Source organism: Fibrobacter sp. UBA2449 (genome assembly GCF_002342555.1).
In the GTDB taxonomy this organism is placed as follows: Bacteria; Fibrobacterota; Fibrobacteria; order Fibrobacterales; family Fibrobacteraceae; genus Fibrobacter.
This window is the reverse complement of the sequence record NZ_DDQF01000006.1, coordinates 8,653-31,531: the sequence shown is the minus strand read 5'-3', so window position 1 is coordinate 31,531 and position 22,879 is coordinate 8,653. Positions and strand designations below refer to the sequence as shown.

Genomic DNA, 22,879 nt, shown 5'->3' with positions numbered 1-22,879 from the left:
ATGCCGGCCTTCAAGAGTCTAGAATTTGCGTCGCCTTCGCTTTCGTACCCGCAGGCTAGAGTCCGCGTGGATATCCTCGAGAAGGATCCGAACCGTGCGCCACGCGTATGCTGGTATGTTGGCGATGAACTTTTCTATTCGACGGATTCCCTGCATTGTTATGGCGAACTCGGGTATCGCGTGGCGCGCACGGCGATTTACTCGAGACCTGGCCTGCACGGCCCGCTTTCCCTCGCCTCGACGGAGCATCTGGCGCCCGTATTCCTCATGTGGCCGAACCAGCGGTTCGATGTGCATGCCACCGAACTCCCGATGATGGACGGTAGCGCTCTCCCGTTCTTCCATGCCTTGAGGAAAGTTGCCGGTATTCCCGAACCCCTCTGCTTTTACGATGTTCCCGTGTCGTTTGACCTGGAGTTCCCGCGTGGTCGCGTGAGCGTATCGCCTGCGGACTGCTTCGAGGTGGAATACGAGATTACCCGCGATGCGACTGCGGGTGACGTTGCTTTCCGCTCGGCGGCGACCCTCTCGGTGTATTCTGCGGAAGACCTCTACCGCGCATTTTCGGCCCGCACGTTCATTTTCGAAGAAGATTACGCGAAGGCCCGCGCCGAAGGTCTCCTCGCCGGGGTAGACGAATCCTGCGGCATGCTCCTGGGTGGCGCGGGAGAACACCCCCGTTACCGCATGGCGGAAGAACCCGCCTGTCACAAGATTTTGGACCTGCTGGGCGATCTTGCCTTCGCGGTCCCTGCTTTACCAAAGGTTCGCGTTCAAATATTGAACGGCGGCCATACCATTCACCATAAAATCATGGAGAAACTCCTGCCTTATGTCTCTACTGGAAACCCTCAAGAAGTCTGATAAACCCGGAATCCTTTACGATGCCGCCGTGGTTCACGAACTGCTCCCGCAGAAGTTCCCGTTCGCCTTTGTCGACGAAATCCTGAGCCTCGACTTGGGCGACGGCAAGGAGGTCCTTCCGTCCCTGACGGGTCTTTTCCACGTGACGGGCGAGGAAAAGTTCTTCCAGGGACATTTCCCCGGCAATCCGGTGATGCCCGGCGTGCTGCAGGTGGAATCCATGGCCCAGGCAGCGACACTCCTCACGATGATTGCCCGCGAAGCCGAAGTGGTGGGCAAGCGTCCCGCTTTCATGGGCATCGAGAACTGCCGTTTCAGGAACCCCGTGCTCCCTGGTATGGACATTCGCCTCGAAGTGAAGCTCCTTTCCGTGCGTCACGGCATCTTCAAGTATTCGGGCAAGGCCTTCCTCGACGAAAAACTGATGTGCGAAGCCGATTTCGTTGCCGCGATGGTCTAGCATTGGCCCGAAATATTGCTATATTTACGCCGTAATAATTCTATACCTTAAAAGGAAGGTTAATCATGGCTAGAAAGAAGATTGCACTCGTTGGTGCTGGTCAAATCGGTGGTACAATGGCTCTCGTGCTCGCCCAGAAGAATCTTGGCGACGTGGTCCTTATCGATATTCCGCAGACTCAGGGCATGCCCAAGGGCAAGGCTCTCGACATTATGGAAGGCCGCTCTGTCATCAACTCCTCCGTGGATCTTCAGGGTTCTACCGACTACTCCGCCATCAAGGGCGCAGACGTCGTAATCGTGACCGCCGGTTTCCCGCGTATGCCGGGCATGAGCCGCGACGACCTCCTGGACAAGAACTGCGGCGTGATCAAGACCGTTGCCGAAGCCATCAAGGAAAACGCTCCGGACGCTTTCGTCATCGTCATTACGAACCCGCTCGACGCCATGGTCTACAACATGCAGAAGCAGTCCGGCCTCCCGGCCAACAAGGTCATCGGTATGGCTGGCGTGCTTGACTCTGCCCGTCTCGCTTGCTTCGTCGCCGACGAACTCGGCGTGTCTGTCGAAGACGTGAAGGCCCTCGTGATGGGTGGCCACGGCGACACCATGGTCTCCATCATGGAATGCGTGTCTGTTGGCGGTATCCCGGTTTCTCAGCTCATGAGCAAGGAAAAGTTTGCCGAACTCGCCAAGCGTACCGCCGGTGCCGGTGGCGAAATCGTGAACCTCCTCGGCCGCGGCTCCGCTTTCTACAGCCCGGCTACTTCTGCCATCCACATGGCCGAAGCCTACCTCCTCGACAAGAAGAGCGTGTTCTCTTGCGCTGCCAAGCTGAACGGCGAATACGGCGTGAAGGGCCTCTACTGCGGCGTGCCGGTCGTGGTCGGTGCAAACGGTGTCGAGAAGATCATCGAAGTCAAGATGAGCGACGAAGAAAAGGCCGCCTTCGAAAAGTCCGTCGAGGCTTGCAAGAAGAACGCCGAATGGGTCGACGCACATACGTAATTATAGAGATGTCATCCCCGCGTAGGCGGGGATCTTCCTATGAAAAATCCCTCGGCTTCGGCCAGGGATTTTTTTATGGAGGGGGGAGGGGCTTAGGGAGGGGAACCCTCCCTTGTCGTTTATGTAATATAGCGCACAGGACGTGCTGCAGTTTGTGAGCGGAGTCATAAAGGGACGATCGGTTTGGCTCCTGCGCGATTTTTCTCCTTAAATTATTGTTAGATTTGTGGACGTGGAAAAAATAAGGGAACTCATACCGAAGGATTCGATAATCGAGCAGCTGCTGCTCGTGGTTCTTCTTATTGTCGTCATTTGGCTCTTTAACAAGTCCTTCCGCCTGTTTTTGAAGCGTGCTGAAAGGCATGGCCTGGACCGTGCGGCGATTCCTCTGATTTCGGACCTTGTCAAGTACACGACGTATGCGCTTGGCCTTTTGCTCGGGCTTAATATTCTTGGCGTGAATACGAATGGTCTTTTGGCGATGCTCGGTGCGGCAAGCCTTGCTGTGGGCCTTGCGCTCAAGGATACGCTTGCGAATATCGCTTCGGGCTTGTTGCTATTGTTCCTGCGCCCGTTCGTGGCGGGCGACTATATTGAATGTGGTTCCATCAAGGGCAAGATTTGTGCCATCGGGCTTTTCAATACGACGCTCGAGACGTTTGAGGGAATCGCTGTTTCTGCGCCTAACAGGTCGCTTTGGGGTGCGCCTATCGTAAACTATGCCCGCAATCCCGTTCGCAGGCTCGAAATCAAGGTGGGCGTTTCGTACGATACCTCGCTGGACGTTGTCTTTTGCGCCATGCGCAGGATGGTAGAGCGCGAGACAAGCTTCCTGAAAGTGCCGCCTCCGAAGTTTTTTGTGAGCGAATACGCCGACAGTTCGATAAATATCACTGTATGGGTATGGGTTCGGACGTTCGAATACTACGAGCTCCAGCGCAAGTACTCCAGGATTGTCAAGGATGTCCTCGACGAACACAATATCGAGATTCCGTTCCCGCAGCGCGTGGTGCACCTGATGAAGGAGGGCGAGGAGGCGGGAATTTCGAAGGAACGTGAGCCCGATTTCGATGACCTCGTGCAGGACGAAGTTGTGTTCAATGGAAAGAAAATTGATATCGGCAAGTGATTATCGCTGACTGGCTCGAAAATTTGTAAAATCCCGGCCTCGGTCAGGGCTTTTTTATTACCTATTTTGTTGACTTTTTATTTTGTGTTTTTTGAAAAAAACCGAACGAATTTTTGCTATTTGTGTAAAAATGTAGACGTTTAATCGAAAAATTATTGACTTTTGACGTGCCGGTATTTATATTTGGGATGGGTGGATGCAATAAAAGGGAGCTGTTTATGTTTGGAATGGGATCACGCTTCGGCGTGCGTGCTATGTTCGGGCGTGTTGGCCTTGGGCTTGCGTTTGGAGTGTCGGTTTCCTCCGCTGCCGACTGGTATGCGAAGGATAATTTGCAACCTGGTCACGACCCGAGCATGGTACGGTTCGAGGACGGCTACGCCCTCATGAGCACCAACAACAATCTGCAGCTGTGGACGTCTGAAGACGCATACACCTGGAAGGACCACAAGTCGACCGTGAGCGCCATTCCTCAGTGGGCCTACACCTATGCTCCGGGCACCGAAGGCATCTGGGCTCCCGACGTTTTCTACATGAACGGCGAGTACCGCGTGTATTACTGCGTGTCCGTCTTTGGCAAGCGTTCTTCGGCAATCGGCTACCAGTCCACAAAGTCCATTATGCCGGGCTCATCGGGCTACGGCTGGACCGACCACGGCCACGTTTTCCACACGACGACTAGCGACAAGTACAATGCCATCGATGCCGACGTTGTGCGTGACACCGAGGGCAATTACTGGATGGCGTTCGGTTCGTTCGGGTTGGGCATTCAGCTGATTAAGTTAGATGCAACGACAGGCTACCAGGCGAGCGACGACAAGACGGTCTACAACATTGCGCGCCGTACCAGCAGCGCGAGCGGCGGCGCCGAAGAAGGCCCGAGCCTGATTGAGCATGGCGGGCAGTACTTCTTGTTTACGGCATGGGACAAGTGCTGCATGCAGGGCCCGGACATCGAGCAAACCACCTACAAGACGGCTTACGGCCGTGCAGACAAAGTAACCGGACCGTACAAGGACCGCGCCGGTTACACCATGGCGAACGGCGGCGGCACGATTCTGTTGGAACGCTACGGGCGCTACGTGGGCCCGGGCGGCGGCGAGGCCTTCCAGGACCTGAACCGCGTACGCTTTGTGCACCACTACTACGACTTGAACGGAGACAAGTACAATCACATCCATATACGTGATGTCGTCTTCACCGAGGATAACTGGGCTGAGATGGGACAGCCCTTCCTCGGGCGTTACTTGAGTGCCGAAGTCGAGCACGGCGTGCTGACCCGCGCTGCTTCGGGCGACCTCGCGATTACCCGCAGCAATACGGCCTCGAACGGGGAATACCTCGCTTACGTGAATACCGAGGGTTCCAAGATTCGCCTGCCGATGAACATCATGCAGGCGGGCGACTACCTGCTGCGTTACCGCTACGCGAACGGTGGCGATGCGGCCGCGACGCACAAGGTGACAGTGAATGGCAAGTCGCAGACGGTGACGCTCCCGCCGACGGGTTCCTGGGGCACTTTCCCCGAAAATTCTGTGGTGATGGTGCCTGCGAAACTCAAGCGCGGCGGCAACTTCATCGAAATCGAGCCTTCGCCGAACGGAAATTTTGCGGAACTCGACCGCATCGACTTCTTGCGCATTATCCGCGATACGATTCCGGCGAACGGCTTTGACAACGGCATCCGCGTGCGTCTCACGAAGGACGACGAGTTCGCCATCAAGGACGGCGGTTACGCGATTTTCGAGAACGTGGTGCTGGATTCGCTCAAGGATATCGGCAATGTTTTCCTTCAGGTGAAAAATGCTTCGTCGGGTAAGATCGTGATTCGCGACGGCAAGAAGGACGGGACTGCGGTCTTCACATGTGACCTGTCAAATAGGTCTCTCATGGGTGGCGGCTGGTCTGCGGCGAAATGCTCGGGCGACATGGGCCTGCGCGGCATCAAGGACCTGTACCTGACGGCATCGGGAATTTCCGGCGAGGCGATTCTCGGGAATCTCATCTTTGAGCCGATGCAGGTTGTCTGCAACCAAGCACCGTGTGGCGACCCGGTTTCCAGTTCCAGCGAGGTTTCGCCGGAAAGTTCCAGCAGCGGAACGGACGCGATTGCCCCGCGTGCTGTACGCCACGATTCTCCGGCACCCGCCCGCAAGGCCTACCGCGACCTCAAGGGTCGCAGTTTCGACAAGCAAATCCGTTACCGGGTGATGTTCTGACGATTCTTATTTGCCACCGACAGGGAACAGCGCGAACTGCAACTGGAAAACCTTGTCCGCGTCGGCGTCTTCTTCGGCGATGAGCGCAATTTCTTTACGGAAGGCGTTGATGCGTTCCACGATGCGTTCGTAGCCTTCTTGGCTTATACCGAGGGTGAGCCCTGAAATATGGCGTGTGCCCGGCGGGTCGCGGTCGATGGAATCGGCGGCGAGCTTCAGGCAATTCTGGTGGAAACCGCGGAGTGCGAGTTTTGACGTGCGGTCTCCGGTGGTAATCGCGCTTTCTGTCAATTCGTATTTGCCGTCCTTGCCCTTCTTGATGAGCTGGCAGTCTTCGAGCAACTTTACGGACTTCTTCGCTTCTTCGGCGGTGATGTGCGGGTGAACTTGCTTGGCGAGTGTCTCGTAGTCGCCGTCAAAACCGAACATGCCGATGAGGCTCCTTATGGTAAGGTGGCGCCAGTGGCTATAGACCATGTATTGCGCATGTCCGAGCAGGTGCTGCTTTTCGGCGAAGCGGACCACCTTGAGTATGGCCTGCATCTCTTCGAATGCGCTGTTCCTCTCTTCTGTAGTTTCAGCCTGGTTGAACTTGACGAGTGCAACGAAGAATTCCGTCTCGTGCTTGCCGAGCCGAAGCCCGCTTGCGACCTTGGGGATGCTCTGGCTTGAAAGGTTCTTGTCGCCGTTCATCACGCGGCTGATGAAGTCCTTGGCCTTGAAACCGATCTTGTCCGAAAACACGCGGAGCGAGAAGGCGGGGTTTGCCTCCTTCTTTGCGTTGTAGTAATCTTTCAGGAATTCCCGGTAGTCCAGGTATTCGAAGATTTTCTTTGACGGTTTCTTTTCGCCCATGCCCTAAATGTAAGAAAAAAGATTATTTAGCGGGTAACGAAAAAAAGTTTTGCGTTGTCTGGAAACAACGGAAAAGAGGGGCCGAATAATAAATAAGTGGGCAAAATCACTTTTTCGAGGTAGATTTTATATGGTCCCCGAGAAAGTTGCGCAAATGTCTGCGTTGTCCGGGAAAGGGTGTATTATGATGAAAAAAGTGTTTGGTGTCGTGGCGTGCGGAGTGTGGATTGCCGCCGCGGCGATAAGCCCCTCCGAGGTGGTGTCGCTTCCGGGCGACGCCGCCTATGGTGGTGGCGACAAGGTGGGTTCGCAGCTGGTGGCCGCGACTTACAATGCGGGCGAGGGTCCGGGTATCTGGATTGTGGCCGATGGCGGCTACAGGCTCTACCACAATGGCGCGCTCCTTGCCGAAGACAACCAGGCGGGCCGCGTGCGCTTTGTGCCGATGACCTTCCTTCCCGGCGAGAACGCGATTTCGGTCGTGGGCGTGAACGGCCAGGGCGCCCCGGGCGTCATGGTGCAGATTGACGATCTGGATAAATCTTACTATTCCGGCAGCGGCTGGAAAGCAAAGCCGACTGTCGGCAATAACTCCTGGAAAAACAAGGGCCGCGACCTTAGCCAGTGGGGTGGGGCGACGACTCTGAACTATGCGAGCAACAAGCTCCCGAGCGGGGCTGCCCTTACGGGATTTGCAGCGAATACGCAGGCCAAGTGGATCTGGACGAGTGCGGAGACGGACCCGACGGCCGTCCTGCTTTTCACATTCAACGTGAAGGCCGAAGGTTTCGGGGCGAATACGACCGGCGGCGATGCGGGTAACATCGTCATCGCGAGCGATACCGCCGCTATTCGTAAGCATATGCAGAGTAACGATGCGGTGACAATCCTTGTGCCCGAAGGTACTTACGACTTCAGACGGATGCGCAATGCGGTGACCGAGGCGAATGCGGCCGGGCGTACCTGGTGCCGCACGACATGCAGCGAGAAGAACCGCGTGACGGGCAAGACGAACAAGTTCTACCGTATCGCCTTCGAAAAGAACAGTTGCGCGAGCCTCGGCGAATCCGGACTCGAAATCGTGAAGGAATCGGACAATCTGCAGGCGTGGAGCAACTGGATTACCACCAAGCCTAACAAGAGCCTTGTTGGCATGGGTCGCGGTGCGAACCTGCGTGGAGCCTCCATCGTGGTGCGTAGCTACGAAGGGTCCGGAAACCATATCTATCGCAACCTCGCCATTTACGATGTGAACCCGCACTTGATTGAAGGCGGCGACGGCCTCGAGACGGTGGGCTCCGCATCGAACCACGTTAAAAAGTTTTGGGCCGACCACATCAGCTACAAGTGGATCAGTGACGGCATGGACATGGAATTCGTGGACGACGCCACTATCAGCTACCTGGATTTTGACGGCGCGAATGATTTCAACTGCTGGGGTACCGATCCTTACATGGCACTTGTCGAAGATGCTCATCTGACATACGCGAACAACTACTGGCACAATACCTATGGTCGCGTGCCGAAGGTGACGGGCGAAAGCAATGGTTCGCAGGTGCATCTGTACAACCAGTACGTGGACTACAACCGCTTCTTTATCGCGGGTGCGAACGGCCACAGCGCAAACGCGAAGGCCTACGTGCGCTACGAGAACAGCTACATTGATAACGGCCAGGGTTATTTGGCCGAATGGGGCGACAACGGCTACGTTTACTTTAGCGGAGTCACGTTCGGGAGCGGGACCAAGCAACAGCACCGCTACAACGGTACGGTGACGCAGGGCGTTCCGAATGCGGCGACGTTCAACCCGAGCTACAGTTTTGAAAAGCGTACCGTGGCAAATCTCCCGAAAGAAATCCCGAGCCTCGCGGGTGTGGGCGGTCGTTACGGCAAGATGCCCGAATACAACCAGGCTTTCGGACAGAGCAACAAGGCGGCTAGCGTTTCTATGACCGCCCCTGCGGCGGGCGCGAAGTTTGATGCCGGTGCGACGGTTGCCTTGAAGGCCGACGCGAAGGACAACGACGGTTCCGTGAAAAGTGTCGCCTTCTACGTGGGCAACACGCTGGTGGGGTCTGCGACTGCCGCACCTTATCAGGTAAACGCGAGCGGGCTTGAACCGGGCGTGTATTCCGCGGTCGCCGTGGTGACGGACAATTCGGGCCTTTCGCAGATGTCTTCGTTCGTGACCTTCACGGTTGAAGGGGCTGCTTACCCCGAGGTCGTGAAGTGCGGGGCTGGTTCCAGCAGCCAGAGCATCAATCTGGGCGAACCGATTGTAGATTTCTGCTACACTTGGAGCGGCGCCGAGACGGTCGTGCCCGAGGGCTTCCCGACGGGCGTTACGACCAGCATCGATAAGGCAAACCGCAAGATTTCTATCAGCGGGACTCCTGCAGAAGCGGGCGAGTTCGCCTTCAAGGTGTGGGCGACCAACAACGATTCGACCTTTGTCAAGAGTGGCCGCATTGTGGTGACGGACCCGAACGCTCCCGAATCTTCTTCAAGTGCCGAAACGGAGTCTTCTTCGGGCGAAGTTGTCGAATCCAGCAGCGGAACGACTTCGATTGCTCAACGCGTAAACATGGCGACCGAGGCCGAAACCGCCTACTACCGCATATTCGACATGCAGGGGCGCCCGCTGTTCGCAGGCTATAGAAAGCCTGCGAAGATGCCCGCGGCGCGGGTCATCGTGGTGGAATACACCACGGCAGGCTCCATAAAATGCAGGTATTTGCAATAAATATTTCTTTTTGAAAAAAACTTAATTATATTGGTATCGATGAAGTTCCGTGGAACCATATTGACTGTTGCGGTCGCCTCTTTGGCGGCCTTTTGGGGTTGTTCCTCCAATAGTCAGTCGGCAGGCAATAGCGCCGAAACGGGTTCACCGGAACTTGCGGGTATCCTAGTGCTCGATGATGGTAAGCCTGCGGCTCGTGCGCGAGTGCAGTGCGTGCCCGAGGGCTATGACGCCATGACCGGTACGGAACTTCCTGCCGCATATTCCACAGAGACCGACAAGGACGGCCGTTACCACCTGGATTCTGTGCCCGATGGGACTTACGCTCTCGAGGCTTACCACGTACAGTCGGGCAAGCGTCTGCTGGTGCGGGGAGTGAAGGTTGCCGAAGATGACTCCGTTGCCGTGAACGATACGCTGCGTGCGCCGGGCGTGGTAAAGCTTGAATTGGTGGATTCTTATAATGAACATAAGGTCGTTGTTGTTGTTCCGGGAACGACCATCCGCAGGGAAACGTCGATTCGTGATTTTCATGAATTGGTTGTGGATAGCTTGCCTGCAGGTGAACTTGATTTGCAGATTTACTTTGACGATTTATATTGGTCGTCTGTTTTTGAAGTCGAGGTCGCTCCGGGCGATACCCAAACAATCTTGATTCCGAGCGCGATTGAACCGGATGTCGTGATTCCGCACGATTCCGTCTCCTTTACCTGGAAGGCTCCGCTTTCGCTCCCCGAGGGGGTCGATACGCTGACGTCTTCTGTGACCGATATCCCGATTGCGCTTCGCCTTACGGAAGAAAACTGCAATTTCGATTCGCTGCAGTACATTACGGGCCGCTGGGAGGCCGTTCGCATTTCGAAGGACGGTTCCCGCAGCAAGAAACTCCCGATATCCTACCATGAGTTGGCGACCCCCGGTTACGGTGTGGAAACCAAACAAGTTGTGCTCTGGGTGAGGGTGGATTCGCTGAACGTGACCGATTCCTTGGAACTTTCCTACGATGGTCTGCTTAATCCGGCCTATGCATTCGATGTGTTCCCCACGAACCGAAGCTACTCACTGGTGTGGCATTTCGGCTATGCGGTTTCTCCCCAGACGGATTATGCCGAGATGGGGGACTTTGACGGCACGGCTTTTGGCTCGGTCGATGCCGATGCGATAACCGAAGGCGTTGTCGGAATAGGAATAGAAATGGATTCCGCAGGCTCGTTCTATGTCAAGAGCTCCGCCAGGGTGGATACGACGCGCGAAGTGAACATGTCTTTTGATGAAGACGGATACTTCTGCTTCTCGACGTGGGTGGAACTCGATGCGCTCGACAAGGAGCAGACCATCTTCGAGAAGGCGAAGGAATACGCGCTGCTCTATGTTCCCGAAAAGGGCTTTGTCGTGGAAGTCTACCACGTTGCCGATTCGTCCGATGCACTCGATACTATGAGCTACAAGGTTTCCTGGGCTTCGGGCACGGACGGAATCAAGGCGGGCGAATGGACTTACGTGGCGTTCAGCAGGCGTGCGTTTGAACAGACGGTGTTCTACCTGAACGACGCTAAGGTTTCGGCCTCGCCGGAACAATCCGATTGGGACGATTCGAAGGTTACGTTCTCGCTGGAACCTTCTGACAGGAGCGATTCTGTCGGCGTCCGTGCCTACTTCGAGGTGGGCGGCTTTACGGGCAAGCTCGATGAACTCATGGTGGGCGGCTGCTTCCGCGACGATACCTGGACGCGCCTCACTTACTTGAATCAAAAGCCTGAAAACTACTGGCCGCAGTTAGTTCCCAGAAAGTAACCCCTGGTTGTTATTGCCCGCTCAGCATGCAGGTGCTTCCGGCAAAGTTATTTGATACGAAAAACCCCCGGCATAAACCGGGGGATTATCTTAAGCTAGTCAGTTAAGGCTGGAACAATTAGAAAAGGCTAGAAGCCGAGGCTAATCTGTCCCATGTAGATACGTTCTTCGTCCTGACCGGTGTAGTAGCCGAGTTCTTCGGCCCAGGTCGCGAATTCGAGCGTTACGACGCGGAGCACTTCGAGGCTTACGCCTGCGGAGGGGTAACCGCCCTTGAATCCGCCGGCGAGGCGGAGGCTCAGGGCTCGCAGTTCGTTGTTGTAGCCGGGCCAGGCAAGCAGTGTCTGTTCCACTTCGAGACCGAAATTCAGGTGGGAGAGGGGCTTGTAGTTCTTTTCCGAATTGAATGCGTCTGCATAGTCGCAGGCAAAGTTGAACTTGCGTGCGTAGCCGGTGTTCTTGTTGAAGAATCTCGGGGAGTAGTTGAAGCCCACGCTCAGGTTCGGGGTAATCTTGTCGCCGGCGAGTTCCTTGAAGTACACGTCGCGGAGTGATGCGCCCACGCGGAATTCACGGGTCAGCTGGTAGAGCACGCCGAAGTCAAGACCGAACGAGATGGACTCGAAGTCGAAGATGCTGTGGGTCGCGTCGTCGTAGCGGTCTTCGAGAGTATCCTGTATGGAGGCGTAGTTCAAGATGTCGATGGTGATGACTTCCACCTTGTGGCGCTTCGCCGCCTTTGCACCGATACCCACGGAGAGGTTATCGGTGAATCCGTAGGCGACACCGCCCTGCACCACGCCGTCGACGTAGAATGTGTCGACGCCGAGGAAGGGAAGGATGAGGCCTCCGTCGAGGTAGGGGGCGACGCTTCCGTCCACCCAGACCGCACCGCCGAATCCGTGGATGGCGAGTTCCGCATCCATCTTGATTTTCATGGTGAGGTACTTGTGGTCGTAGGAATTAATCTTATGGATGAGTTCCGGGTGCGAGGCAAGCGTATCCATCAGAAGCTGGTTCTGGTTTAGGCCGAGAGCCTCGGCCGCATCGGCCACGTTCTGGTAGAGGGCTTGCAGGTCCTTCGCCACGTTGTAGGTGGAGAAGTAGGTTTCGAACGGACCCGCGCCGCCCAAGTTCAGTCGAGCATCGCCGATGAAGTTGCGCGGGTAGTAGCCTTGTTCCGGGCGCTTGTCGTAGTTGCCTAGTCGGTTAATCTGGGAAAGGCCTGCGTAGTTGTAGTAGATGGCTTCCTTGTCATCGACTACGGCCACATGCGCGTTACCCATGGATTCGCCGCGCATCGAGTGGTGAGTCGGGGCTTTGGCGGCAAAGACCGCCGCCCCCAGTCCGAGGCATAAGAGTGTCGCTAAAATTCTTTTCATCGCTTAGTCCCTCCCTTCAAACCATTTGAGGAACATTTCTTCGTCGTAGTTGGCCCAGCATCCGCCGATGTTGGCCTTGCGCCAGGCGAGGTCGTATTTGATGTTGTTTACGTCCCTATCCTTCTTTGCAAGATTCATGTTCTCTGCGAGCGTATTGCCCGATTCGGCGAAACCGAAGTTCGCAGCGAATGCCTTGAACAGGTGGTTGTTCTGGGCGTCGCGGTCGTTGGAACCTTCGATGGCGAAGGTAAATTCCCCTTCATCGGCGGCCTTTCCGTTCATGTCGATGTCGACCGTTTCGTAGCCTTCAGCGGTCTTGACAGATGCTATCTGGCCGAAGCGGTGCTGCAGGAAGTTCGTTTCGGGAACCATCGCCTGGTTTTGGCGCATGTCTTCGTCGACGAGGCCGTCGCCGTCGTTGTCGAAGTTGTCGGCGATTTCTTCGTCGATGCAGCCGTCTCCGTCTCCGTCCATCATGTCACCGATGCTTGTGTAGGCGATGATGGCGTCCTCGTTGCTTGTGACCGCTTCGCTCGCGGTAATCATGTAGGTCGCCATGGCTTCGGTCGCAACCGTGAGGCCGGAGTCGCTGAGCAGAGCCGCTTCAGGAACATAGCTCTTGAGGACTTCGGTCGCGATACTCGGGTCCGCCTTGATGGCATGTCCGATGTCGCCCATGGATTCGAACATTTCAACGGAGGATTCGCCCATACCCTTCAGGGAGCTCCAGTCGATGTCCATGGCTCCGTCCGAGAAACTGAACAGGCCTGTTATGTCGTTGATGTTGTTGCGGACCATGATGGCGGCCTTGGTCAGGTGGAGTACCGTGTAGCTTGCCGAGATGGTCTTGAAGGTCACCTTTCCGTCGGTTCTTCCGGTGGAATCCCTTTCAATGAACGGGTCGAGGACTTCCAGGACTGCGGTAATTGCGGTTTTGTAGTGGTTTGCGGTCGAATCGTCCATTTCCAGGAATGCGCTCTGGCCATCCTTTGCGTTTGCGTACTTGAGCATTTCGAAGACGTTCAGCCCCTGCTGGTTCAGCACGCACTTGGCAAGGCCGTACCACGCCTCGGAGACGGTGGAATCCGCCTTGAGCACCTTTTCGAAGTATTCCCTTGCGATGGTGTATTCTGCATTGCGGAAATGGATGTAGGCCTCGTAGGTGAGGGCATCGACATCGTCGTCGTCGATGTCGGCATTTTCCGTGGGGTTGAACAGGTTGCAACCGGCAATCCCTATGGCTAGGGCCGCAGTCGCACACAACCAGAATCTTTTAAATCGTTTCATAAATCCAACTTCCAAAAAACAAATTTTTTGAATGAATTCGATAAGCAAAAAATAAATTTCTTTGGAAGATTTTGGCTCGGGCATGAGGAAGAATCGACTCATTTATATGTCAAATCTTTCTTTTTTTTCGAAAAAAAGGACAAATTTCATGTGTTAATGATATATTTGTGCTCGATGGAACTTTGTAGAGACTATTTCCCCACGAGGGCATACCGCATTGCCGAGGCGAAAATGGGTTCGCTCCTCGGGGCGGAAAGGGATCGCCTGGACGCCCTCGCCGCAAGGCTCGGGCGCCCGCAGGCTGTCGGTCCCGACAACCTGCGCGAGGAGCTCCCCCGGATAGTTGAATTCACGAGGGCCTACCACGCTGCCTACGACCAGTATCTCAAGGCCGTGTTGCCGCAGCAGGAAAAGCCTATCCAGTGCAGGCCCGCCTGCGGAAACTGTTGCCACCATTATCCCATGTCGGTGGAACCGTTCGAACTCATTTACCTGTATCAGGAAATCCGCAAGCGCGGCGACCTCATCACCATCATGGAGGCGTGTCTGGGCCGCTCGGAGAATTTTAATAATTTGTTTGTAAAAAGGCTGGGCGAGGTCGATTCCGAGGATGCAGCCGAGGACATGGCGCTTCACGATTATTTTTCGATGTGGACGCCCTGTCCCTTTTCCGATGCAAAGGGGGACTGCGGAGAATACGCCTTCCGCCCCGTCTCGTGCCGGATGTACTTTAGCCAGACGGAACCTTGCTATTGCAAGCCGGAAACCCTCCAGACCGAGCTGAACGAAAGCTATATTGTGTACCTGCCGGACAACATCGAGGAGGCCCTGCTCGGAATTTCTGAACACTATGCGGCGCTCGACCTTCCCGAAAGCTTTTTCGGCGGGTTGCTTTCGCTAAATGCATACGAAGGAATTTTAGGTTGAACGAAACGGAAGGACAGTTGGATTTTTTCGCGCAACTGAACATGGCCCCGAAGGCCGATGTCCAGGGGGAATCCCTTGCTCCGCGCCCTTCGGGAAAGTGTTCTGCGAACGGCCTTGTCCATTTCAAGTATAACAGCCGCATGAAAAGGAGCATCCGCTGCAAGGCAGGTTTCCTTTTCGGGCATCCGGAAGTCTTGCTCCCGGAATATATGCGTGCGCCGGAATTTGCCGCTGCTCGCGAACTTGCTGCCGAGTGGGCGGAACATGCAGTCCGCCGCAAGACGCAGAAGAACAAGGCCATTATCAAGGACCTTGTTGCCCGTTTTTGGGAAGTTGTCGATCAGGTGCTGGTGGACCGGGGCGATTCCCCGCTCGAAAACACATGCCGTCTTCCGCCAATCAAGCCGCGCGGCCGCTACTTCAATCTCGACGACGTGCTCGCCGCCATCAACCATACGTATTTCGATGAACAGCTGACTTGCCGTATTACCTGGAGTAATCGTGTGGGGGGCTTGAGCTTCCATTCCGTACGCAAGGATCCGATAACGGGCGAAAATTTCCACCTGATAAGCATCAGCCGTGGCTACGATGCCGCAAATTGTCCGCTATACGCTGTCGCGGGCGTCGTTTATCATGAGTGCCTGCATGTGGTGATTCCTGTGGAAGTCAAAAACGGACGCCGCACGGTTCATGGCCGAGTCTTTCGCCAGCGCGAACGGCAATATATCTATTATGACGAGTGGATCAAGTGGCACAAGGAAGTGTTGCCGAAGAATATCCGTGCCATGCACCGTCACAAGGAACTCTAGAATTTCGGATAGCCGTCCTTGAGGCTTTCGTCGTAGTGCGCGCGGTCCCCGCCGATGAATTTCGGACGTGTGCGGGCGGCAAGCAGGATTGCTTTGCCGATGTGGTTTTGCGTAAGCTGTAGGGGGACGGCGACCTCCTTGAGGTGCATTCCGATGAGTGTTCCGCCGATGTCGAGTCCGGCATCTGCCTTGATGTGCTCGATTGCAACCGGATGCTCGAATGCGGCGTAGCAGGCGGTGGCGAATGAGCCTCCCGCCTTGGGTTGTGGAACTACGTTCACGATTTCTGCATTCGGGACTGCGGCGTGCTCTATGATAATCGCGCGGTTCAGATGTTCGCAACATTGAGCCGCGATAAAGATGCCGCTTGGCTTGAATGCGGATTGTAGGCCTTCGAAAATAGCCTTGCCGACTTCTGGTACGGAATGGCTCCCAATGTTGTTTCCGAGTGTTGAACTCGTGCTGCAGCCGACAACGACGATTTGGCCGCTTGTCAGGTGCGCTTTTTCGATGAGTTGTAAGGCGGCGCTATGTGCGTCGGATTTAATTTGTTCTATAAGAGTCTTGTCTTCAACTTCGTAAGTAGAGCCTGCCATAAAAAATTTTCCTTTTTGAAAGGGGAGGCTAATGCCTCTTTTTTCTAAAGATAGCATGTGGCGAAACGGGTGGCACAAGGGTTTTGTCGATTTTATTTGCGAAACGGGCTACATGGGAGGGGCGAATCCCGCAAGGATGAAGTGATGGCTACCGTCAAATTTCTATCTTTACCACGTTCAAAATTTCACGTGATTGTATCACAGGATACCGATTATGGCAATGCAAGACATGAATGACCAGGTGCAAGCTCGTTTGGCGAAGCTTGCGAAGTTCAAGGAAATGGGCATCGAGGCCTATCCGCACAAGTTCAACCGCACGCACGATTCCAAGATGCTCAAGGAAAACAAGGAAGCCCTGATGGCATCGGGCGAGGAAGTCGCCTTCGCTGGCCGTGTGGTCCGCTTCAACCGCAAGGGAAAGATGTGCTTCATGCACCTGAAGGACCGCTATGGCCGCCTCCAGGTGGTTTGCGCCCGCGACGAGGTGGGCGAGGAGAACTACGAAGTCGTCAAGATGACCGACCTCGGTGACTTTATCGGCGTGAACGGCTTCATGTTCGAGACGCAGACGGGCGAGTACTCCGTGCACGTGAAGAAGGTGACGATGCTCAGTAAGGCCGTGCGCCCGCTCCCTGTCGCCAAAGAGAAGGTCGACGAGAACGGCAACAAGGTCGTGTTCAACGAGTTTGCCGACGTGGATACCCGCTACCGCCAGCGTTACATCGACATGGCGCTGAACGACGACGTGAAGGACGTGTTCATCAAGCGCTTCAAGATTCTGCAGGCTATCCGCGAATACCTCATTGAAAAGGGATTCATCGAAGTCGAGACCCCGACGCTCCAGCCGATTTACGGTGGCGCGAACGCCCGCCCGTTCACCACACACCACAACGCTTGCGACATGACGCTCTACCTGCGCGTGGCCCCGGAACTCTACCTGAAGCGCTGCATCGTGGGCGGCATGGAAAAGGTCTTCGAGTTCTCCAAGAACTTCCGTAACGAAGGCATGGACCGCACGCACAGCCCGGAATTCACCGGCCTCGAGTTCTACGAAGCATACGCCGACTACAACGACATGATGGTGCACTTCGAGAACATCTACGAACGCGCCTGCATTGCGGCGAACGGCACCACCAAGATTGACTACCAGGGGAAGGTTATCGACTTCAAGGCACCGTGGCCCCGCTACAGCATGATTGAGGCCATCGAGAAGTTCGGCGGCCTGAAGGTGAACGAGATGAGCGACGACGAAATCAAGGCCAAGATGGAAGAACTCGGCGGACACCTGGACGGTGAATTCAGCCGCGGCCGCGGTATCCTCGAACTGTTCGAGCTCACCGTGGAAGACAAGCTCATCCAGCCGACGTTCATCAAAGACATGCCGACTGAGAGCACCCCGCTCTGCAAGAAGCACCGTACCATCGAAGGACTCATCGAACAGTTCGAGCCGTACGCTAACGGATGGGAACTGGGCAACGCCTATACCGAACTTAACGACCCCATCCGTCAGCGTGAGCTCCTGGAAGACCAGGTGCGCCGCGGCCGCGGTGGCGAAGGCGAAACGCACCCGATGGACGAAAACTTCATGCACGCTATCGAAAGTGGCCTGCCTCCTACGGGCGGCGTTGGTTTCGGCATCGACCGCATGGTCATGCTGCTTACGAACCAGCAGACCATCCGCGACGTTCAACTCTTCCCGCTCATGAAACCGGAGACTTGCTAACTGATGAATAAGCTGGAATGGCTAATCGCCTGGCGTTACTTGGGGGCTCAGCGCAAGAGCCTCTTCGTCTCGCTTATCGGCATCTTCAGTATGCTCGGTGTGAGTATCGGCGTATTCGCGCTGGTGGTGGCGCTTGCTGCGGTCAACGGCTTCGAGGAAGAGGTCACCGCCCAGATGATAGGGAAGGACGCCCACCTCGAAATCATGTCGTACAACGGCGAACCCATCGCGAGCTACGACAGCCTTACCCGCGAGGCAAAGAACCGCGATTCGAACATCGTGGCCTCGTCGCCGTTCATCATCTACAAGGTGGGCATCAGCTCCAAGAAGGTGAACGACGGTATCGTTATCTATGGCATTGACGCCGTGAGCGCGAAGGGCGTGACCGACATCTACAAGTACATCAAGTGGGGCGAGTATTCCGTCGATAGCCTGGAAGACCTCACGGGCAAGATGCGCCCGGGAATCATCCTCGGTTCGGGGCTTGCGAACCGCCTGCGCGTGGTGGTGGGCGACAAGCTCGTGCTCCAGCTGTTCCAGAGCCCGGACGAGGCGCTCGGCTCGGGCCCCAAGATGATGATGTGCGTGGTGAGCGGCATCTTCGAGACGGGCACTTACGAGTACGACGGCAACCTGGCCTACATTGGGCTCAAGGAAATGCAGAAACTGCTCGGCATGGGTGACGCCGTGATGGGTATCCAGTTCCGCATCAAGGATCACTGGAAGGCGGGCGAGGCGGCCTACGACATGAGTCAGTGGCTTACCTACCCGTACTACTCGATGGACTGGAAGGCGAAGAACATCACGCTCCTCAAGTGGATGAACTACGAGAAGTTCATCGTGGCGGCGGTCATCTGCCTCATCATCCTCGTGGCGGCGTTCAACATCATCAGTTCCCTCATCATGGTCGTCATCGACAAGACGAAGGAAATCGGCATCCTCCGCAGCATGGGCTTCAGCAAGGCGGGCATCATGCGCGTGTTCATGCTCATGGGCAGCTTCATTGGCGTGGGCGGCACCATCGTGGGCGGAACCATCGGGCTTGTGCTCTGCAAGTTGCAGGAGGCCTACCACTTCATCACGCTCCCGGGTGATGTCTACGTGATTCCGTACTTCCCGATTTCTGTGCACCTGATTGACGTGGTCCTTATTTTCGTGATTGGCATTGCGCTATGCGTGCTCGCGACTTTGCTCCCGGCATGGAAGGCGAGCAGGCTTGACCCTGTAGGAGCGATTAGGCATGAGTAGTTTATTGCAGACAGTCGACCTCAGGCGCGTATTCTCCGAGACGGGCGAACAGCTCGAGATTTTGAAGGGCGTGAACTTCTCGATGGAAGAGGGCGAACTCGTGGCGCTCACGGGTTCCTCCGGCTCGGGCAAGTCTACGTTCCTGAACCTCGTGGGCATGCTCGACACGCCGACCTCGGGCGAAATTCTTTTCAAGGGCAAGCCGCTCAGCAAGTTCAACAGCGAAGAGCGCGACGCGTACCACCGTTTCAAGGTGGGGTTCGTGTTCCAGTTCCACCACTTGCTCAGCGAGTTTACCGCCATCGAGAACGTGTGCGTCCCGGGCCGCATTGCGGGCAAGTCCGAAAAGGAATGTCGCGAACGTGGCGAGATGCTGTTGGAAACGGTGGGCCTCAAGGACCGCCTCAGGCATTTGCCGCGCGAACTCAGTGGCGGCGAGCGCCAGCGTATTGCGATTGCGCGTGCGCTGATGAATCACCCGGACCTGGTGCTGGCCGACGAACCGAGCGGCAACCTGGACGAGGCGAACTCCGCGAAGCTGAACGAACTCTTTGGCGAGCTCAACGAGAAGTTCAACCAGGCCTTCTTGATTGTGACGCACGACGAGAAGTTGGCGAGTTTTGCGAAGCGCCGCGTGGTAATGCATAACGGATTGATTCAGGATATCGGATAGGAGATTTGGTATGGCTGACAATAACGGAATTTTCTCTGCGAAGGCGAAGGCCGTGCTCCAGGCCGCCCGCATGGCGGCGCGCAACCTCGGGAGCGACTGTGTTTCGACCGAGCACCTGCTCCTGGGCCTCGTGCGCGAGGATTCGGGCTTTGCGGTAGAGACTCTCAAGGCGCTCCGGATAAACCTCGTGGACCTGAGCGAAGATATCCAGCGTTCGCTCTCCTCGAACGGCGGGCTCATGACCATCGGCGGTAACCCGCGCGACGGCCTGTTGCAGTTTACGGTCCGCGCGAAGGCGGTGCTTTTCAATGCCGCAAAAATCGCGAAGGAAGAAGGCGACCAGTACATCGGCCCCGAACACCTGATGCTCGCGATTCTCCAGCAGGTAGATTCCTCTGCGGTGGGCATTTTGTCTTCGTACAACATAACGTACGAGAATTTCCAGCAGACGCTTGACCAGCTCAAGCATAATGGCGACGGCAACGCCCCGCAGGATATCCCCGAAGAGGGACCGCGCCAGCAGCAGGGCGGGCGCGAGATGCGCGGCGGTTCCAAGTCCAAGACCCCAATTCTCGACCATTTTGGGCGCGACCTCACCGCGATGGCGCGTGCGGGCAAGCTCGACCCGATTATCGGGCGCGAATCCGAAATCGAGCGGCTCATCCAGATTCTCTGCCGCCGCAAGAAGAACAACCCGGCGCTCATTGGCGAACCCGGCGTGGGCAAGACTGCCATCATTGAGGGCCTCGCGCAGAAGATTGTGCAGAAGAAGATTCCCGACCTGCTCGTGAACAAGCGCGTCGTGACGCTCGACGTGGCGGCGATGGTTGCGGGAACCAAGTACCGCGGCCAGTTCGAGGAACGCATGAAGGGCCTCATCATGGAACTCCAGCGCGTGAGCAACTCCGTGATTCTTTTCATCGACGAACTCCACACCATCGTGGGTGCGGGCGGTGCGGAAGGCAGCCTCGATGCGAGCAACATTTTCAAGCCGGCCCTTGCGCGTGGTGAACTGCAGTGCATCGGTGCGACGACGATTGACGAATACCGCAAGTACATCGAGAAGGATGCGGCCCTGGAACGCCGCTTCCAGACGATTCTCGTGAACCCGCCCAACTCGGAAGACTCCATCCAGATTCTTGAGGGGTTGCGCCCGAAGTACGAGCAGCACCACAAGGTGCACTACACGCCCGAGGCCATCCGTGCCGCGGTGACGCTTGCCGAACGCTATATCAGCGAGCGTTTTTTGCCGGATAAGGCAATCGACGTGCTCGACGAGACAGGCGCGCGCGTGAAGCTCAATTCCATCAAGGTCCCGCAGGACTTGCTCGACATGGAATCGGAACTTGCCGAAGTCCTTTCGAAGAAGGAAGAGGCGGTCGCGAACCAGGATTACGAGAATGCGGCCAAGTGCCGTGCCCGCGAGGAGGAACTCCAGAATTCCATCGCGGAACGCAAGAAGCAGTTGCAGGAAGAAGGGCAGGAGACACCTGTCGTGGACGAGAGTGACATCCGCGACTGCATCAGCAAGATGACGGGCATTCCCGTGAGCCGCCTCGGCGGTGAAGAGACGCAGAAACTCCTGCACCTCGGCGAAGAAATCAAGCAGCGCATTATCGGGCAGGACGCCGCAGTCGATGCGATTGTCAAGTCCATCCGCCGTACGCGAGCGGGCATCCGCAGCAGCAAGCGCCCGATGGGCAGTTTCCTCTTCCTCGGGCCTACCGGCGTGGGCAAGACGGAACTTGCGAAGGTGCTGAGCCTCTCGCTGTTCGGGAGCGAGGAATCCATGATCCGCATCGACATGAGCGAATACATGGAAAAGCACAGCGTCTCGCGCCTTATCGGTGCTCCTCCGGGATACGTGGGCTTCGAGGAAGGCGGCGGACAGCTTACCGAGAAGGTGCGCAAGAAGCCTTATTCCGTGGTGCTCCTCGACGAAATCGAGAAGGCGCATCCGGACATCTACAACATCTTGCTCCAGATTCTTGACGACGGCATCCTTACCGACAGTTACGGCCGCAAGATTAACTTCAAGAACACCATCATCATCATGACGAGTAACGCGGGTGCGCGCGAAGTGCGCCACAGCGGCGGCATGGGGTTCACCAAGGAAGGGGAGACCGACGACTACGAGCGCATGGAAAACGCCATCCGCGAAGAGGTCAAGCGCGTGTTCTCTCCGGAATTCCTGAACCGCATCGACGAGCAGATCGTGTTCCGTGCCTTGAGTAAGAAGGACCTCGTATCCGTCGTGGACATCCAGATGGGGTTCCTCCAGAAGAACATTTCCGACCGCGGTATCCTGCTGGAAATCAGCCAGGAGGCGAAGGAATTTATCGTGAACAACAATTACGATTCCACCCTGGGGGCGCGACCCATCCGCCGTTCCATCCAGAACCTCGTGGAAGACGCGATTGCCGAAGGGCTCCTGCTTGGTACCCTCACGGACTTCTCCACGATAAGCATCGGCGTCGAAAACGGCAAGCTCAGTTTCAAGTGCGAGAAGATACAGTCGTAAAAATGCTATCTTTGTCCGCGAAAAATTTCAACAATCAAACCCAAGAGGTTAACAATGGCTAAAATTCCTGCAGTTCTTATCTTCGGCGCACCGGGTTCCGGCAAGGGTACCGTCGGCGCGAAGCTCGCTGCTACCACTTCCCTCAAGCACATTTCCACGGGCGACATCTTCCGTGGCATTGCTCCTTCCAGCGAATCCGGCAAGCTCCTCGCTTCTTACTCCAGCAAGGGCCTCTTGGTTCCGGACGAAGCCACTGTCGAAATTTTCGGCCGCTTCATCGAAGGCCTCATCAACACGAACAAGGTGAACCCGGACAAGGATACCCTCCTCCTCGACGGTATTCCCCGCACGGTTGCCCAGGTCAAGCTCATCGAATCCGTGGTCGACGTGAAGCACATTTTTGTGCTCGACATCAAGGACGAGAAGACCATCGTTGCCCGCCTCCTGAACCGCGCCAAGATCGAAGGCCGTAAGGACGACGCCGACGAAGCCGTTATCAAGAACCGCCTCAAGGTGTACAAGGAATCCACCGCCAAGGTGCTCGGCAAGTACAGCAAGTCCATCATCAGCCGCATCAACGGCGACAACACCCCGGACGAAGTGTTCTGCGACACCCTCGCTGCCTACGTGAAGTTCTGCAAG

18 protein-coding genes are annotated in these 22,879 nt (G+C 56.2%); 14 read left to right on the top strand and 4 right to left on the bottom strand.

Features of this window, described 5'->3' with window-relative positions:
* From B4B27_RS03520 to B4B27_RS03500, 5 genes are all read left to right on the top strand, one after another.
* On the top strand, window positions 1-864 hold the full coding sequence (locus B4B27_RS03520) for a UDP-3-O-acyl-N-acetylglucosamine deacetylase (protein WP_290723707.1): 864 nt from the start codon (window positions 1-3) through the stop codon (window positions 862-864).
* Window positions 833-1,324, top strand: coding sequence for a 3-hydroxyacyl-ACP dehydratase FabZ (gene fabZ, locus B4B27_RS03515; RefSeq protein WP_290723705.1), 492 nt, complete (start codon window positions 833-835; stop codon window positions 1,322-1,324). Before B4B27_RS03520 ends, fabZ begins: the two co-directional genes overlap by 32 nt.
* 65 nt (window positions 1,325-1,389) lie before the next feature.
* Entirely contained in the window at window positions 1,390-2,331 is a 942-nt protein-coding gene (gene mdh, locus B4B27_RS03510; RefSeq protein WP_163415703.1) for a malate dehydrogenase, read from the top strand.
* 232 nt (window positions 2,332-2,563) lie between these two features.
* The gene (locus B4B27_RS03505; RefSeq protein ID WP_290723700.1) at window positions 2,564-3,460 is read left to right on the top strand and encodes a mechanosensitive ion channel family protein; all 897 of its coding nucleotides are present in this window, start codon (window positions 2,564-2,566) and stop codon (window positions 3,458-3,460) included.
* Between the two features lie 218 nt (window positions 3,461-3,678).
* Window positions 3,679-5,679, top strand: a complete 2,001-nt coding sequence (locus tag B4B27_RS03500; RefSeq protein ID WP_290723698.1) for a family 43 glycosylhydrolase — start codon at window positions 3,679-3,681, stop codon at window positions 5,677-5,679.
* A 6-nt stretch (window positions 5,680-5,685) separates the two neighbouring features.
* Here B4B27_RS03500 and B4B27_RS03495 read toward each other — a convergent pair whose 3' ends face one another.
* Window positions 5,686-6,534, bottom strand: coding sequence for a TIGR02147 family protein (locus B4B27_RS03495; RefSeq protein ID WP_290723696.1), 849 nt, complete (start codon window positions 6,532-6,534; stop codon window positions 5,686-5,688).
* A gap of 184 nt (window positions 6,535-6,718) precedes the next feature.
* Between B4B27_RS03495 and B4B27_RS03490 the strand changes: the two genes are divergently transcribed.
* Both B4B27_RS03490 and B4B27_RS03485 read left to right on the top strand, forming a co-directional pair.
* Complete coding sequence (locus B4B27_RS03490; protein ID WP_290723694.1) at window positions 6,719-9,277, top strand: Ig-like domain-containing protein; 2,559 nt, start codon at window positions 6,719-6,721, stop codon at window positions 9,275-9,277.
* A gap of 39 nt (window positions 9,278-9,316) precedes the next feature.
* Window positions 9,317-11,071 carry a carboxypeptidase-like regulatory domain-containing protein gene (locus B4B27_RS03485; RefSeq protein ID WP_290723692.1) on the top strand — a complete coding sequence of 585 codons (1,755 nt, stop codon included), beginning with the start codon at window positions 9,317-9,319 and terminating at the stop codon, window positions 11,069-11,071.
* 128 nt (window positions 11,072-11,199) lie between these two features.
* Here B4B27_RS03485 and B4B27_RS03480 read toward each other — a convergent pair whose 3' ends face one another.
* Together B4B27_RS03480 and B4B27_RS03475 are read right to left on the bottom strand one after the other, a co-directional pair.
* Window positions 11,200-12,453, bottom strand: a complete 1,254-nt coding sequence (locus B4B27_RS03480) for a hypothetical protein (RefSeq protein ID WP_173382773.1) — start codon at window positions 12,451-12,453, stop codon at window positions 11,200-11,202.
* A gap of 3 nt (window positions 12,454-12,456) precedes the next feature.
* On the bottom strand, window positions 12,457-13,740 hold the full coding sequence (locus B4B27_RS03475; RefSeq protein WP_290723689.1) for a hypothetical protein: 1,284 nt from the start codon (window positions 13,738-13,740) through the stop codon (window positions 12,457-12,459).
* A 174-nt stretch (window positions 13,741-13,914) separates the two neighbouring features.
* On the opposite strand from B4B27_RS03475, the gene B4B27_RS03470 reads away from it, so the two are divergent.
* Window positions 13,915-14,667 (top strand): YkgJ family cysteine cluster protein, encoded by a 753-nt coding sequence (locus B4B27_RS03470; protein WP_290723687.1) that lies wholly within the window; start codon window positions 13,915-13,917, stop codon window positions 14,665-14,667.
* A complete protein-coding gene (locus tag B4B27_RS03465) occupies window positions 14,664-15,476 on the top strand; it encodes a hypothetical protein (protein WP_290723685.1) in 813 nt (270 codons plus the stop codon). The genes B4B27_RS03470 and B4B27_RS03465 overlap by 4 nt, the downstream gene beginning before the upstream one ends.
* Here the strand turns inward: B4B27_RS03465 and B4B27_RS03460 are convergent.
* A complete protein-coding gene (locus B4B27_RS03460) occupies window positions 15,473-16,072 on the bottom strand; it encodes a TIGR01440 family protein (RefSeq protein WP_290723683.1) in 600 nt (199 codons plus the stop codon). The two genes, B4B27_RS03465 and B4B27_RS03460, sit on opposite strands and share 4 nt — an antisense overlap.
* Before the next feature lie 214 nt (window positions 16,073-16,286).
* Here B4B27_RS03460 and lysS point away from each other — a divergent pair, with 214 nt between their 5' ends.
* The 5 genes from lysS to B4B27_RS03435 form a co-directional block, all read left to right on the top strand.
* Entirely contained in the window at window positions 16,287-17,795 is a 1,509-nt protein-coding gene (lysS, locus tag B4B27_RS03455) for a lysine--tRNA ligase (RefSeq protein WP_290723681.1), read from the top strand.
* 3 nt (window positions 17,796-17,798) lie between these two features.
* Window positions 17,799-19,043, top strand: coding sequence for an FtsX-like permease family protein (locus B4B27_RS03450; protein ID WP_290723679.1), 1,245 nt, complete (start codon window positions 17,799-17,801; stop codon window positions 19,041-19,043).
* A complete protein-coding gene (locus tag B4B27_RS03445) occupies window positions 19,036-19,716 on the top strand; it encodes an ABC transporter ATP-binding protein (RefSeq protein WP_173381453.1) in 681 nt (226 codons plus the stop codon). Before B4B27_RS03450 ends, B4B27_RS03445 begins: the two co-directional genes overlap by 8 nt.
* A 10-nt stretch (window positions 19,717-19,726) precedes the next feature.
* A complete protein-coding gene (locus B4B27_RS03440; protein WP_290723676.1) occupies window positions 19,727-22,237 on the top strand; it encodes an ATP-dependent Clp protease ATP-binding subunit in 2,511 nt (836 codons plus the stop codon).
* A 54-nt stretch (window positions 22,238-22,291) separates the two neighbouring features.
* Window positions 22,292-22,879: adenylate kinase family protein (locus tag B4B27_RS03435; protein WP_290723674.1), on the top strand; the 588-nt coding region annotated here is incomplete at its 3' end.